A 14,503-nucleotide genomic window follows, 5' to 3' on the forward strand; every position below is an offset into this window, starting at 1 on the left:
TGGGTGTAGTCTTAGAATCTAGTTGTTAGTAGATAAATAAGTTGCGGTATGTTCTTCACAAATTTCTTTTATTGTTTTTGTAAGATCATTGATTTTAACTATCATTTTTTGAAAATCGCCGATATAAGCAGTTTATGTCTTTCTAATGCGAACACGCTCTCATCTTAATAAGTATAGTTTGATATCTTTAGTAATTTTTGTTCACAATTATATAATAACTTCAAAATTTATTACTTCTTGTCGAAAAACAATTATTTTTGTAGAAAATATATTTGTCAGCACATATCTATGTATAATAATTATGCAATTAATGTTTTCTATAAAAATGTAGATTACATGGATGATATGTGTATGTAAGTGTTTTTAATAAAGAAAGATGGTGGTGATAACATAGAGTGAAGAAAGAGATATATAGGACAATCGTGTGTTAACAATATGCTCGAAACTAGCTTCTTTTTCTATACATGGTATTTAAATAGATTCTATGATATAAATATACGTTTATAAAGGGGAATAAAAAGTGATTAATGACAACAAAGAGTCGAATACATTAAAGATTATTACTGGCATAATTAAGGAAATCTTAGATATACTATCTTGGATTTGGATAGCATTTTGGGTGCTGTTTATGTTTGTAATTATTGTGGCATCAAATAATAAAGGTGGTCAAATTATAGGGTTATTTGTATTTTCAGCAATAGCCTCATCACCAGCTATTATATATATTTTTAAAAGACGTAAAATCAAGAATAACATCGTTAAAGATAATCTTCTTACAGAGGAAAATATGAGTCATATGGTACAAGCCAATGCAGTAGATAACTCGGAGGATACTTTAGAAATACATAATAAAAATATATTAAAAGATAAAAGATTTATTAATAAAAGGGGAGTTGTTATTGCTATTGTTTCAATAATTATAATAGTAGCAATGGCCAATAGTATCTTTAATAAATTAAATCCGAGGACTAGCAGTATTTTTGGAACATCAAGTGATTCAAATAATATGATTTCTTTGGAAAAGGTAAGAGATGATTTGAAACTTAATGAAAAACTTGAAAAATTGTTTTATAGCAATGAGAAATTACCTACAAATAATCTGATTATAGATATAAAAGTGGGATTGAAAAAATATAAGTTAAAAAATGAAAAATACAATGAATATTTAAATAAGATGATTTCAGAAATTAGCTTTGTTGATTATAAGAGACAGCAAAGAATTGATTATGAGGAAAATAAATATAAAGACTGCGGAAAGTTATATTTAATACAAAAAAATATTACAGCTGAGCAGTACAAAAATTCTGGAATGTATTATAAGACAGGAAGTGGTAGCTCATATGAAGTTACAGATGTTTCCATAACAAGTGAAAGTTATTCTTTTATTAATGAATATTTGAAGAAACAATTTTTAGAAAATCAATCTGCGTTTATTAATCAAGCAGACGAAAGGTACTCCTTTATGAAAGGCGAAGATCCCAAGGGTATATATTATCAGGATAGAATAAATTATTCTCAGGATATTATCGATTCAATAAGAAAACTTAGTGATAAATCTGGTGTACAAATATCTCAAGATACAGACACTAAGCTAAAAAGATTAAGTGATTATCTAGAGGTTTGTAAAAATCAAATTAAAAACGTACAAGAAGCCGCTACCACTAATAAGAAGATATATGATGCTAACTCTGAAAAAGAATATGTAGCAAAAGTAAAAGATTCTCTACTTCAAATTGGTAAAGAAAATATTATAATTAGTCAAGAATTAAGCAATTTCTCAAGCAGTGACAGACTTCCAAAGGCTATGAAAAATCTTCAAAGTGCATGCAAAGAACTTAAGGAATTATCTTCACCAAGTGATAGGTTTGCTGAAATTGATGGATTAATAGATCAGGGATGTTCTGAATATATAGATTCTGCTGCTTCTATAGGTAGAGCTGTCACTCAATTTGACTCAAGTTATATTGATGAAAGTGTGAATCAATCTAAGGAAGCAGGTAATTACTTTAAACAAGCATTATCAAAAATGAATGAATATGGATATAAAATCCAGTAGTAAAGCTAATAAGAGCAATTTTAAGCTGTATAAAGAAAATTAAAGATTAGTTTGAGTATATAACTATAAAAGTATGAGGTTGAAAAACAGACTTTTTAAAGTATATGGACAGGAAATTATTACAATAGAAAATGGATGTTGAATAAAAAAATCGCTAATAAAGCTAATTAGCGATTTTTTTGTTTAACTAAAGAATAATAAATAACTAAGGTAACTTATATATATCACTTAAATCCTTAGACTAAAATAATGCTTTCGATGTGATTACTAAGCTTTATTTTGATAGATTTAAATATGAAGTAGGATATCTATATTTCTCTTAATATGAAATGGTATAATAAGTTTAATAGAAAAATTTAGAAGATAAAGTTACAAAAAACACTACGGACATATGGACCTAATAATTATGCAATTTTCGAGGTGATAAAGTTGAAAGTAAAAGATGTAATGAATAAAGATCTTGAGCGTTTAGGAAATAAGATTCCTTTGAACTTTGATAATATACCTGTGCTTTTTAGCGAAGAGGAGCTTATTAGCTGTAAGGATGTTATAGATGATGAATATTTAAATAATAACTACTATGTCTATGTTCTAAACCAAAAGAAGAAGTTAGTGGGATTTATCACCTGTGATTATATAAGACTTTTCTTGAAGGAAAAGGTTTTATTTATGTTTTTAAGTGCAATAGATCACATACATGATGGTGTGGTTTTGGTAGACAAGCATTCTAAAATTATTTACTTAAACAAAGCGTATTCTGAAATACTTAATATTGATAAAGAAAAAGTACTTAACAAATATGTTAGTGAAATAGAGCCTGGAGCTGCTATACTGAGTACTTTGAGGCAAGGAACCCCAATTCTAAATAAAAAAATCAAAGTTAAAAGTATTGAAAAGCAGATAGTTGCTAGTATAAATCCAATCATTATTGATAATGAGGTGCTTGGTGCAATTTCTATTTTTAAAGATGTTACGGAGATACATGTATTGAATGAAGAACTAGCCAATGTAAGAAAATTGAGCGGGTATTTTTATGAAGGAATAGCAAAGCCTCATAATGAACTTCCAAAGAATTTTTCCTGTATTGTTGGTAGCAATGAAAAATTTTTGAATTGTCTAAAGCTTGCTGCAATAGTGGCACCAACTGACGCAACGGTTCTGGTTCAAGGGGAGAGTGGTGTTGGTAAGGAAGTAGTTGTAAAGGCTATCTACGAAGCAAGTAAAAGAAGCGAAAAACCATATGTAGAGCTAAATTGTTCTGCTATCCCTGAAAGCTTGTTTGAAAGCGAACTCTTTGGTTATACAGACGGTGCGTTTACAGGAGCTCATAAAAGCGGGAAAATAGGTAAATTTGAGGCAGCAAATACAGGAACAATTTTTTTAGATGAAATAGGAGATATGCCTATGCTTATGCAGGCAAAGCTGTTAAGGGTACTTCAATCAGGACAAATCCAAAAAATAGGATCTAATACCATTAATAAAGTTGATGTAAGAGTTATTGCTGCTACAAACAGAGATTTGAAAGCAATGATAAAAGAAGGAACCTTCAGAGAAGATTTATATTTTAGGTTAAACACTTTTAATATTAATATCCCGTCTTTACGTGAAAGAGTAGAGGATATAATTAATCTGGCAGAATATTTCCTTGATATATATTGCAAAAAATACAATAAGACTTTAATGTTATCTGAAAATGTTATAAATGTACTTTCATCATATAAATGGACAGGTAATGTCAGGGAGCTACAGAGTTGTATGGAGTATGCAGTGATAATATGTCAAGATGACATTATTGATGTAGAACATTTACCAGAAGAAATAAAAAATTCTTCAATTATAAATCTAAATAGAGAAGATAAAACAGAATCAAAAAAATTAAAGCATGAAATATTGGATATAGAAAGAGAGAGAATTATAGAAGCTCTTGAAAAGTTTAATGGGAACAAGACACGCGCGATGGAGATGCTTGGGATGAGCAGACGAACCTTTTATAAAAAACTCAAGCTTTATAATATTGATAATGATTAAGATACACTATGGTATTGTATACAAAGTATATGATGTATATAAAGTATACACTAGATGTTTCACTTAACTAATAAAAGTATACATAAAAATATGATTTTATAATGCTTTTGAAGCATTATTTTTTTGGCATGAATATTGCTTGATAAAGGTTAGGGATATATATTCCTAATCTTTATTAAGAAGGTGGACAAATGAAAACAATTAGAATTGGCGGTGCTCAGGGTTTTTGGGGAGATTTAAATGAGGCACCAGTAAATATGGCAAAAAATGATCAAGTTGATTATATAGCTTGTGATTATCTTGCAGAGCTTACTCTGTCTATTATGCAGAGGCAAAAGGAACATAATCCGCAAAGAGGATATGCTAGAGATTTTATAACAGCTTTAAAAGATATGCTTCCTATGATAAAAGAAAAATCCATAAAGGTTTTAACCAATGCAGGTGGAATGAATGTGAAGTGTGCAGTGGAAGCAGTGAAGCAAGCGATTAAAGAATCAGGACTTAATTTAAAGGTAGGTTATGTTCTTGGTGATGATGTTATGAGTATAATTCCCCAGCTTAGAAAACAGGGGATTACAATGAATAACATGGATACAAATGAACCAATCGATGCTATCTTGAATCATATGGTAAATGCAAATGTTTATTACGGAGCTGAACCTATTATAGAATGTCTTCAAGGTGGAGCTGATATTGTTATAGTAGGACGTTCTACAGACTCAAGCCTTTTCTTAGCACCACTTGCATATGAGTTTGGTTGGAAGAAGGATGATTGGGATGGTTTAGCTACAGGAATACTAAGCGGGCATCTTTTAGAATGTGGAGCTCAGGTAAGTGGAGGAAATTATGATTATGACTGGAGAAATGTGCCACATCCAGAAAACTTGGGATATCCTATAGCTGAGGTAAGTGGAACAGGAAGTCTAATAATGACAAAGACAAAAAATATGGGTGGACTGATGACCACTCAATCAGTAAAGGAGCAGCTATTATACGAAATACACGATCCTAAAAAATATTTAACTCCTGATGTAATTGCAGATTTTAGTAATGTCACTGTAAAGCAAATAGGACAAGACAGAGTTTTGGTTGAGGGAGTGAAAGGGCATAAGAGACCAGATACATTAAAACTTTGTGTGGGATATAGCGAAGGGTATAGAAATGTTGGGTACTTACCCTTTAGCTGGCCTGATGCCTTGGATAAAGCTCAGAGAGCTGCAGAAATACTAAAATTGAGATTGAAAAATAAGGGTCTTGATGCAATGGAAATACGAGAAGAGTTCCTTGGACTTAATACACTTCACGGTCCATTGGCAGAGGAGATGAAAGAAGATTTAAATGAGGTAATACTTAGATTTGCTATAAAAACTAAGAATTTAGAAGAGGCAAATAAGTTAACTCCTGAAATTGCGCCTTTTATTTTAAATGGACCACCAGCATCCTGTTTCTTTGGGGGAAGAACAAAACCATCTGAAGTATTTGCATTATGGCCTACACTAATACCTAGAGATGCAGTCAAATTCGAGGTTCATGTTGAGGAGGTAAAGTAGAATGGTAAAGCTTAAGGATATAGCTCATGGAAGATCTGGAGATAAGGGTGACGTATCAAATATATGTATTTATGCAAGAGAACCTAAGTACTATGAAATAATAAAAGCTCAAGTTACACCAGAAGCAGTAAAAAAGCACTTTAAAGGTATGGTTCAGGGAGAAATCGAAAGGTATGAGGTTCCACAGCTTGATGGCTTCAACTTTGTATTACATCATGCATTGGATGGAGGGGCAACTCGTTCTTTAAGGCTTGATGCATTAGGAAAGAGTATGGAGGCCGCACTATTAAGGATGGACATTGAACTTAGTAAGTAATCTATATTGAAGGGAGATTTTATAAATGTCAAAGCAACTTGATGGCATTCGCATTTTAGATTTAACTAGAGTATTATCTGGCCCATATTGCACTATGCTCTTAGCAGATATGGGAGCAGAGGTGATAAAGATTGAAGAGCCATTAAAAGGGGATGACAGCAGGGGCTACCCTCCTTTTGATAGAGGAATAAGTGCGTATTTTGCCAACCTTAACAGAAATAAAAAGAGTATTGCATTGAATCTTAAGGATCCAAAGGCTAAGCAAGTATTGATTGACTTAATAAAAATATCAGATGTTATCGTAGAAAATTTTAAGCCTGGAACTATGGACAAATTAGGTTTTTCTTATGAAGAAGTAAAGGAAATAAATCCTAAAATTATTTATGCTTCCATATCAGGTTTTGGTCAAACAGGAGCATATAGCAAACTGCCTGGGTATGATGTAATTGCACAAGCTATGAGCGGAATCATGAGTGTCACTGGTTGGACAGATTCTGCGCCTACAAGAACTGGAACTGCTATAGAAGATATTTTAGCAGGGCTTAATTGTTGCATAGGAATATTAGCAGCATTGCAAGGGAGAAGTAGAACTGGTCATGGTGAAAGAATTGATATATCCCTTGTAGATTGTTCAGTAAGTGCAATGGAAACTCTGATTGAAATATTTTTGGTTGAAAAGAGAGTACCAGAGAGAATTGGAAATAGATACGAGTTTATTTATCCATACGATTCTTTTCAAGCAAAAGACGGATGGGTAGTTATTGCAGTAGGTAATGATAATATTTGGGCAAAATTCTGCGAGGCTATTGATAAAAAGAATTTGTTAGAAATAGATGAGTTTAAGTTAAATAAGGATAGAGTAAGTGAACATGATAGGTTAAAAGCAATTGTCAGTGACTGGACCAAGGAGCACAATGTAGAGGAAATAATTAAAATACTTTTAGCAAAAGGGGTTCCTTGTGCACCAATTAATGATGTGGCTCAGGTAGTTAATGATAAGAATATTGTTGATACTAGAAAAATGATAGAGGAGATAGAACATCCTATTTCAGGAAAAATGAAAATAGTAGGCTCACCTATAAAATTTACTGAAAGCGATGAGTATTCATATGATAAGGCTCCAATCTTAGGCTTGGATACTGAATCAGTTATGAAGGAACTACTTGGATTGTCCAGTGAAGAGGTAGATTACTTTAAGAACAGAAAATAGAAGAGTATTAGTATATTCAGCATTATTATAAGTATTTATGTAATGCTGAATGTGCTAGATAAAATCAATTTTTAGTTTTGGAGGCATATATGAAATTAATTATTAATGCTGATGATTTTGGATTTACCAAAGGAAATACTGAAGGCATAATTGAAGGACACAAAAAAGGGATAATAACCTCAACTACTGCGTTATGTAATATGCCTTATTTAGAATATGGAGCAAAAATTTCTAAAGAAACTACAGATCTTGGGATAGGTGTTCATTTAAATCTAACTATAGGGAATTCACTTACTGGAGGAAAAACTATTACTAAGGAATGTAGTAAGTCCTTTTTCACTTTACAATGGATTAGAAAATTGTTATATAAAAATATCAGCAATTCATAATATAGAAGATAGAAATAAAGAATGATTTTACATAAAATCAGGTTATTTACCATAAGAAGTAATAAATATATGATAAAATTATCCTATAAGAATATTTATATTTATGTATAAAAGTTTAATAATGAAAAGCACAAGGTGATAATAAATGGATAAATTATATAGTATTACCCAAGAATCGATCCTAGCCAAAGAAATACAAAACAGTCTACCATCAAGTAACTTCGTAGATTCAAGAACCTTTTCGAGATTATTAAATGATGACAAGGTAGTGGCTAGTTATAAGATGTATTGGTTTTTGGCAATTTTGAAGGAAGTTAGCATAGGAAATAGAGATATAAAGTTCAGAACCTTAATAGCAAGAATGATAGTGAGTGCTTGGTATCCAATAATGCAATATAAGCTGAGCTTTGGTGCTTTTGACAATCTGAAAAAGCTAGTGTCTTATATTGCTGATAACTATGAAGTTTCAGCAAACTGCGATGAAGAAAAACTTTTCAATACTATAAATACTGTTCAGGATAAAGAGCTTGAAAAGATGATTAGAGAGCTTACATATCTTGTGCCTTATAGACTGCTTTCACCTTTCTTTGAAGAGGAATTGAAAGGAATGCCAAAGGGTGAAAAGAAAAGACTTATAGTTGAATTATCTCAAGGTAACGAAAATTCTCTATACAAAATTGTTGAAGATAGAATAATCGTAAGTGAAAACTGGTCAAGATATCTGAACGATAATTACAGGATAATAAAAGCGTGGATATACTTTAAGATAGTTGTATTTTTACAGAAAAGAAATCTTAATGTTCCAGCTATAGCTTTAAAACTAGAGCCTCCAAGGTCGAGAAATCTTACTAAATCCACAAAGCTTTGGAATAAGATAATTCTTTCAAAAAATATAACAGACATATATACCGGAGAAAAGTTTACAGTAACTAATTATGAGAGATTAGGAAGCTTAAGCGTAGATCACTTTATTCCCTGGAGCTTTGTGATGCACGATCAACTATGGAATTTAACCCCTACCTTTAAGAACATCAACAGTAAAAAGAGCGACAAGCTATTACCGTATAACAAGTATATGGAGAAGTTCTGTAATATTCAATATGAAGCCTTTGATTATGTATGTGAAAATAAGATTAATAGTTTTGTTGAGGAATACATAGATGCCTTAAGAGTTGAAGAAATATATGATTTTCATAAACATGCTTCAAGAGAAAAGTTTTCTGAGGAAATGAGAAAATGTATAATGCCACTTTATCAAATAGCTGAAAATCAGGGGTTTGTGGTTATGGATAAATTTGATTTTAACCAAGAGTAGGATAAATATAATTATGGTGTTATTATCATATTATCGATTGATAGGGTTTAATGTTACTAGATGGCGCTAAGTGAGCACACATAGATTTGTATTAAATTACAAAACTACAGTGAATAGCATATTGTTACTAAATATGTATGTTGCAATGTTTTGGAAACATATATAAGGCGGTGAACTCTTTTGAAAAAGAAGGTATTAATTCTGCTAGCAATAATAATAGTTTGCTGTGGAATAGTGACTATGTTTTTTAATAAAAAAGAAAAGCACTATGTATCTCCAATAGAGAATCCTGAAAAAATAGCTGTTTATAATAAAGGAACAGTTACAAATATATCTAGTAGTGATGACAAGTACAAAAAACTAGTAGATATAGCTAACGACAGGATTAAATCAATTACTGGTGAAACATTATGTGCTTTTATGAAAGAGGATCTTAAAAAGAAATCCATCTTACTAGAATTTGATTATTCAAATGAAAATAAATTAAGTTATTGGGATCCATATTCTAAAAAAGAAAAGTCAATTACTTATTCTAAACTTTACTTTTGCTTAGATAAAAATGATTCAGTTGGTAAGGTTATGGATTTCGAGGGGAAAGGATATGGACCTTTAGGATTTTTATCTTCACCAGATGAGATGATAGCTGTATTAAATAACTAAATAGTATATTAGTGCAAAAGTTATTTAATAAACCAGGTTAATACATATGTAATACAGTCAAAACTAAAGTAGAAACACAATTAATCAAATATATTAGTATATATAGTAGTTAAAGAACTTCTCTTTAACTACTTTTTTATAGATAAGTAACATCATATTGAATAATGTGGTAGAATATTATCATATTCCAAGTTAAAACAGGAAACACAAAAAGTTGAACATAGAAAGAAATAATTTGAAAGGAGAAAAGTTAACTGTGAGTACTCTTAAGTGTAAGAATTGTTCTAGACAATTTAAATGGATTGATGTTGTTAAATCAATCGGTTTTGGAAATAAGCTTGAATGTGATAATTGCAAGACTAGATATTACATGAATAATAGTTCGCGTATAGTTATCTTTGTATTAATACTTATACCGTTACCATTTCAAGTGTTTTTAACTAGTGTATTTCATTCATATTCAATTCTAATTTATTTAGTATGGTGTATTGCAATATTATGTGTTTCACCGTTTCTCGTAAAAATCCACTCGAATAGCAAAAGCTATAATAATTTAGAGAACTGAACCTCTAAAAATGACTATTTGGTTTATTGGTTATAGCAAATAACATCTATAAATAATAAGAAGTGAAATTCTAAAAGGAAGCTTCACTTCTTAATTATTTGTTAATTGATACTAAAGTTAAGTATTCTTGAAGTCTGATTTAAGTTTGGTTCTAGCAGCTTCAATAAAAGCTATTCTATTAGTTCGATCTGTAATATATTTCTTTATAGAAAATAATTCATTCTCATCTACTTTATCATCAACTTTATTACTCAGAATTTCTTGTAAAGTTATCTTAGCATTTTCTAGACTACTATATTGATTAGCTAGCTTTTGTTCTATTAGTAATAAGATTTGTTGAAAAAAATAATGATCATTTGAATTAATTGCTTTAGGGAAAGTACCAAATCCAAACTCTAGAGAAAGTGGGTCGTCATCAATAAAAACTGCATACTTAACAATATCATTTGTTTTTGAATAGAGCACTTCTTTAACACTAAATGGATCGTAACGTTTTACTGTATTACCTAGAATTAATGAAATCATTGTCTACACCCTATCTATAATTATAATAGTAACGAGCCTAATACAAAGTCTCTAATAACTGAGGCACCACCAGAAGCTTGTTCTGATGTGTTCACTAAAACTTAATTGTTATTCGTATCTTGTTAAGTAAATGTATAACCACGAATACAACTACCATTATAAGAAAAAGCACAGCTTCCCAGGTAATTGAGTGTAGATCTTTTGTTATTGCAAATTTAACTAACATTTCAACTAAAAAAATTACTACCCCGATGATAAGGGTTATAAGGGAAGAACTTCCTACTACGTCTATAGTTCTTTCATCACTACCATTTGCATAATTCTTTAACTTCTTATTAAAATTCATAATAACCTCCTAATCATCTAGATTATCATTCCATTTGTTGTATTTTTTAATTTTTCTCTCTTTTAATAAAGTATCTAAAATAAAGAAAGGAATAAAGTATAGTATAATTTTAAGAAATTGACTTACGAAGAATTCTAGGTTAAAGGTTATATCCTGTTTTTTTGTTAGGTAATCCATTACTACAGAAAACGCTGTAAAGCTAATAGAATATACAAAAGAGTCTTTTGCATAGATTAACAGCCTTTTGTGCTTTGCTTGTTTTGTATTTTCGGCACTTAGCAGTTCACCATTATTTTTTCTTGGTAGCGTTGGTGAGTAGCTTCTGTGAAATCTTTGCACTATAAGAAAAGTGAAGATGACAGAAAGAAAAATTATAAACTCGCCTAGTATACTTGAGATATCTTTGGTTACAAAAAACTTTATTATCATCTCAAAGGCACATATCACGTAAAATAGTCCTAATACCCCTGTAGCTGTTTCTTCTAATCTTCTTTTACTTCTTTCATCAATACTTAGCATCATCATTCCTCCCAAAAAAGATCATTTAAGGTCTTGCCAAGAGATTTGCATATTGCTACAGCAAGTTTTAGTGTAGGATTGTAGTTACCAGACTCAATCATACTAATGGTTTGTCTTGTGGCTCCTACAGCCTTGGCCAATTCTTCCTGAGACATATCACTCTCAACTCTTGCCATTTTCATTTTTACATTTTTCATGTAAACTACAACCTTTCGTTCCATATTATGTATATATAGTACAATATGTTTTGCAATATGTCAAATATATATTACATAATGCCAAGTAAATGGGACAAGAAGTTTGATTGAGGTGAGTTTATGGGAGAACTGAGTGGGAATTGAAGCATGAGATGCCACTTTATAAATTGAAAAGCAATATTTGAACCTTACAATTGAATATTTGTAAACGAAATGCCACTTTTGTATTTGAAATGCAGGTTTTGTAAATGTAATGCAGCTTTTTGTAAATTAAAAGGAGAAAGATTTTTAGGGATATGGTTTTAAGAATGTTGTTTAAATGATTTATGGTAAAATAACTTATTATTAAACATGATAAACTTTCATAGACAGATTTAGATTACAGTACATCTAAAGTAATGGAAGATAAGCAGAATTAAAAGTATAATTAAAGATGTAATGCTTCAATCTGAAAACTATTTTTAAAATGTATTTGGTTTTTGATATGCAGATTTGAAGATATAAATTTTATGATGAAGTGGTACATCCATAAATCATCAGTTTCAAAACTGATTTAGTTGATTAATGATAAGATTGGGAATAAAGCTAAGGAGAAATTTATAATGACTGAAATAGGAAGAATGATTTGGGAAGAAGGCAGAAGGCTAGGCAAACGTGAAATTCTTAATTACCAGTTAATAAAAAAGTTTAAAAAGCTTTCACCTTATTATGAAGAAAAGATAAATAGTTTGTCAGAAACAGTAATAGAAGTGATTGCACTAGAAATATTCGATATAGAAACTGTAGAAGATTTAGAAAAGTATTTCTGAAAATTTATATCCAATTTTTGTAAGAGTACTTCAAGTTGTTTTTGAAAAGCCATTGAGGTAAATGTCATCATATTTGTACTAATAAGGTGATTTAAATTACATAAATAATTAAGTAAATTAAATGGTCAAAGCTTAATTTGACTCATCAAAAAGAAGATAAAGTGAGGATTATACATGGATACAATACTAATTACTGGAGCAGAGGGCTTTTTTGCGTCCAGATTTGTTCAATATTATAGAGATAAATATAACATAATTGCACTAAACCATAAGGATTTAGATATATGTGATCAAGAAAAAACTATAGAAAAGATTATTGATATTAAGCCAAAATATCTTATTCATTCTGCAGCAATATCTGATACAGGCAAATGCGAAAGTAATCCTGAATTATCTTATGATGTAAATGTTAAGGGTACAATTAATATTGCTAAGGGCTGCGCTAAAGCTAAGACAAAGTTAATATATTTAAGTTCGGATCAAATATATAATGGCAATGTTGAAGCAGGTCCATATGAGGAAGACTGTGTAGCAGTGCCAAATACGGTTTATGGTAGGCACAAGCTTGAAGCTGAAAATGCTATATGTGGCATTGTGGATGACCCAGTAATATTAAGACTTACCTGGTTATTTAGTTTACCGGAAAGAAATGTTAAGATAAATTCTAATATAATTTGGAACCTTGTAAAAGCTGTATTAAAGAATGAGCAAATAACCCTTCCTGCCAACGAATATAGAGGAATAACCTATGTTTATGATCTAATAAGCAATTTTGATAAGATACTTAATCTGCCAAAGGGAGTATACAATACTGGAAGCGAAAGTAACCTAAATACCTATGAAGTTGGTAAAATAATTTTAGAAAATATGGGGCTAGGTCATAGGGTAGAGGAACTTTTAATAAAGGATACAGAAAGATATAAGGAAAATAATAGATATCTTAGAATATGTAATAATAAGCTTATAGAGCAGAATATATACTTCACAAATACTGAAGAAGCAGTTAGTAGATGTATTAGTGATTTTTTACTGTATATGAAAGTATAAAATAGTGAATAAAGATAAAATCATGTTCAATATTGAAGCTTCTTCAAAGGTTTTAGTACCTGAAGATGGTGAAGAATATAAATTTTAAGATTTATTAGATAACCTTTATGAATATAATAAATATTTTACGATAGGAGAAGGCAGTATGAATAACAGTGATATTTCAATACAAAAGGCTCGAGAGGAAGAGTACGATAGGCTAAGAGATATATTTCTAAAATCAAGACAAGAAAATTTTAGATGGATGGATTTTGACAACATAAAATTAGAGGACTTTGATCATAGTACTGAAGGCGAGCTTATATTAACTGCAAAGGTGAATAATGATATTGCAGGTTTCGTTTCAATCTGGGAGGAAGATAAATTTATTCATAACTTATTTATTTCATCAGAATTTAAAGGGTGTGGACTTGGAAAGGAATTAATTAAAGAAGCTGTAAAAGCAGTTGGACTGCCACTAACCTTAAAATGCGTAAAAGAAAATACTAATGCTTTGAAATTCTACTTGTCTCAAGGGTGGAAGACAGAAGAAGAAACAGAAGGTGAAGAGCCTTATTATTTAATGAAATATAATGGGTAAAAGGCAATATCTTCATCAAAAAGTAAAAAGATTTTTTGAATACAGAGTATATATGGCAGAAATCCTTTGCTTATAGGGTTTCTGCCTTTTTAATTAAATAATTTTATAATTATTTAATTATGCTCAGAACTTTTCAAGGCTACATTTAATTTTGCTACAGCGTCTTCAATAAATGCAATTCGCTTTAAACCTTCCGACTTGTATTTCTGTATGCCAAATAGTTAATTATCTTCTATTTCACCATTAACTTTATTATCTTAAATATCTTGCAAAGATTAAAAATCTTTACTAAATACTACATATGTGGAGCATCTTTGAAAAATATGTTACAATATGTATATTATAGTCTAAAGTTGTGATTTTAATAGAAATTATAATTTAGACCAAAAAT

Annotated in this window: 16 protein-coding genes; 12 read left to right on the top strand and 4 right to left on the bottom strand. The window is 30.3% G+C overall.

Annotated elements, in window-relative coordinates:
* Window positions 1–520 precede the first annotated feature (520 nt).
* The 9 genes from OCU55_RS05845 to OCU55_RS24035 all read left to right on the top strand — a co-directional run bounded on the left by OCU55_RS05845 (window position 521) and on the right by OCU55_RS24035 (window position 10,089).
* Window positions 521–2,056, top strand: a complete 1,536-nt coding sequence (locus OCU55_RS05845) for a hypothetical protein (protein WP_261851364.1) — start codon at window positions 521–523, stop codon at window positions 2,054–2,056.
* Between the two features lie 429 nt (window positions 2,057–2,485).
* Window positions 2,486–4,084, top strand: a complete 1,599-nt coding sequence (locus OCU55_RS05850; RefSeq protein ID WP_261851365.1) for a sigma-54 interaction domain-containing protein — start codon at window positions 2,486–2,488, stop codon at window positions 4,082–4,084.
* 191 nt (window positions 4,085–4,275) lie between these two features.
* Window positions 4,276–5,634 carry an acyclic terpene utilization AtuA family protein gene (locus OCU55_RS05855; RefSeq protein ID WP_261851366.1) on the top strand — a complete coding sequence of 453 codons (1,359 nt, stop codon included), beginning with the start codon at window positions 4,276–4,278 and terminating at the stop codon, window positions 5,632–5,634.
* A 1-nt stretch (window position 5,635) separates the two neighbouring features.
* Complete coding sequence (locus tag OCU55_RS05860) at window positions 5,636–5,950, top strand: AtuA-related protein (protein WP_261851367.1); 315 nt, start codon at window positions 5,636–5,638, stop codon at window positions 5,948–5,950.
* Window positions 5,951–5,975: 25 nt separating this feature from the next.
* Window positions 5,976–7,160, top strand: coding sequence for a CaiB/BaiF CoA transferase family protein (locus tag OCU55_RS05865; protein WP_261851368.1), 1,185 nt, complete (start codon window positions 5,976–5,978; stop codon window positions 7,158–7,160).
* Between the two features lie 89 nt (window positions 7,161–7,249).
* Window positions 7,250–7,549 (top strand): ChbG/HpnK family deacetylase, encoded by a 300-nt coding sequence (locus OCU55_RS05870; protein ID WP_261851369.1) that lies wholly within the window; start codon window positions 7,250–7,252, stop codon window positions 7,547–7,549.
* Window positions 7,550–7,694: 145 nt separating this feature from the next.
* Window positions 7,695–8,864 carry an HNH endonuclease domain-containing protein gene (locus tag OCU55_RS05875; RefSeq protein ID WP_261851370.1) on the top strand — a complete coding sequence of 390 codons (1,170 nt, stop codon included), beginning with the start codon at window positions 7,695–7,697 and terminating at the stop codon, window positions 8,862–8,864.
* Window positions 8,865–9,044: 180 nt separating this feature from the next.
* On the top strand, window positions 9,045–9,524 hold the full coding sequence (locus OCU55_RS05880; protein WP_261851371.1) for a hypothetical protein: 480 nt from the start codon (window positions 9,045–9,047) through the stop codon (window positions 9,522–9,524).
* A gap of 256 nt (window positions 9,525–9,780) precedes the next feature.
* The gene (locus tag OCU55_RS24035; protein ID WP_427847026.1) at window positions 9,781–10,089 is read left to right on the top strand and encodes a TIGR04104 family putative zinc finger protein; all 309 of its coding nucleotides are present in this window, start codon (window positions 9,781–9,783) and stop codon (window positions 10,087–10,089) included.
* A 117-nt stretch (window positions 10,090–10,206) separates the two neighbouring features.
* Here OCU55_RS24035 and OCU55_RS05885 read toward each other — a convergent pair whose 3' ends face one another.
* The 4 genes from OCU55_RS05885 to OCU55_RS05900 all read right to left on the bottom strand — a co-directional run bounded on the left by OCU55_RS05885 (window position 10,207) and on the right by OCU55_RS05900 (window position 11,676).
* A complete protein-coding gene (locus OCU55_RS05885) occupies window positions 10,207–10,614 on the bottom strand; it encodes a hypothetical protein (protein WP_261851372.1) in 408 nt (135 codons plus the stop codon).
* A gap of 94 nt (window positions 10,615–10,708) precedes the next feature.
* Entirely contained in the window at window positions 10,709–10,960 is a 252-nt protein-coding gene (locus OCU55_RS05890; RefSeq protein WP_261851373.1) for a hypothetical protein, read from the bottom strand.
* A gap of 9 nt (window positions 10,961–10,969) precedes the next feature.
* The gene (locus OCU55_RS05895) at window positions 10,970–11,479 is read right to left on the bottom strand and encodes a DUF6773 family protein (RefSeq protein ID WP_261851374.1); all 510 of its coding nucleotides are present in this window, start codon (window positions 11,477–11,479) and stop codon (window positions 10,970–10,972) included.
* Window positions 11,480–11,481: 2 nt separating this feature from the next.
* On the bottom strand, window positions 11,482–11,676 hold the full coding sequence (locus OCU55_RS05900) for a helix-turn-helix transcriptional regulator (RefSeq protein WP_261851375.1): 195 nt from the start codon (window positions 11,674–11,676) through the stop codon (window positions 11,482–11,484).
* A 602-nt stretch (window positions 11,677–12,278) separates the two neighbouring features.
* On the opposite strand from OCU55_RS05900, the gene OCU55_RS05905 reads away from it, so the two are divergent.
* The 3 genes from OCU55_RS05905 (at window position 12,279) to OCU55_RS05915 (ending at window position 14,112) form a co-directional block, all read left to right on the top strand.
* Window positions 12,279–12,485 carry a DUF4351 domain-containing protein gene (locus OCU55_RS05905; protein WP_261851376.1) on the top strand — a complete coding sequence of 69 codons (207 nt, stop codon included), beginning with the start codon at window positions 12,279–12,281 and terminating at the stop codon, window positions 12,483–12,485.
* Between the two features lie 174 nt (window positions 12,486–12,659).
* Complete coding sequence (locus tag OCU55_RS05910) at window positions 12,660–13,532, top strand: SDR family oxidoreductase (RefSeq protein ID WP_261851377.1); 873 nt, start codon at window positions 12,660–12,662, stop codon at window positions 13,530–13,532.
* A gap of 145 nt (window positions 13,533–13,677) precedes the next feature.
* The gene (locus OCU55_RS05915) at window positions 13,678–14,112 is read left to right on the top strand and encodes a GNAT family N-acetyltransferase (protein ID WP_261851378.1); all 435 of its coding nucleotides are present in this window, start codon (window positions 13,678–13,680) and stop codon (window positions 14,110–14,112) included.
* Window positions 14,113–14,503 lie beyond the last annotated feature (391 nt).

This window comes from Clostridium folliculivorans (assembly GCF_024341905.1).
GTDB lineage: Bacteria > Bacillota > Clostridia > Clostridiales > Clostridiaceae > Clostridium_AR > Clostridium_AR folliculivorans.

Bases quoted from the DNA above. Each gene is read 5' to 3' on its own strand.
- OCU55_RS05885 (WP_261851372.1), bottom strand. From the start codon at position 10,614: ATGATTTCATTAATTCTAGGTAATACAGTAAAACGTTACGATCCATTT.
- OCU55_RS05870 (WP_261851369.1), top strand. From the start codon at position 7,250: ATGAAATTAATTATTAATGCTGATGATTTTGGATTTACCAAAGGAAAT.
- OCU55_RS05855 (WP_261851366.1), top strand. From the start codon at position 4,276: ATGAAAACAATTAGAATTGGCGGTGCTCAGGGTTTTTGGGGAGATTTA.
- OCU55_RS05910 (WP_261851377.1), top strand. From the start codon at position 12,660: ATGGATACAATACTAATTACTGGAGCAGAGGGCTTTTTTGCGTCCAGA.
- OCU55_RS05895 (WP_261851374.1), bottom strand. From the start codon at position 11,479: ATGCTAAGTATTGATGAAAGAAGTAAAAGAAGATTAGAAGAAACAGCT.
- OCU55_RS05860 (WP_261851367.1), top strand. From the start codon at position 5,636: ATGGTAAAGCTTAAGGATATAGCTCATGGAAGATCTGGAGATAAGGGT.
- OCU55_RS05890 (WP_261851373.1), bottom strand. From the start codon at position 10,960: ATGAATTTTAATAAGAAGTTAAAGAATTATGCAAATGGTAGTGATGAA.
- OCU55_RS05915 (WP_261851378.1), top strand. From the start codon at position 13,678: ATGAATAACAGTGATATTTCAATACAAAAGGCTCGAGAGGAAGAGTAC.
- OCU55_RS05905 (WP_261851376.1), top strand. From the start codon at position 12,279: ATGACTGAAATAGGAAGAATGATTTGGGAAGAAGGCAGAAGGCTAGGC.
- OCU55_RS05865 (WP_261851368.1), top strand. From the start codon at position 5,976: ATGTCAAAGCAACTTGATGGCATTCGCATTTTAGATTTAACTAGAGTA.
- OCU55_RS05875 (WP_261851370.1), top strand. From the start codon at position 7,695: ATGGATAAATTATATAGTATTACCCAAGAATCGATCCTAGCCAAAGAA.
- OCU55_RS05900 (WP_261851375.1), bottom strand. From the start codon at position 11,676: ATGAAAAATGTAAAAATGAAAATGGCAAGAGTTGAGAGTGATATGTCT.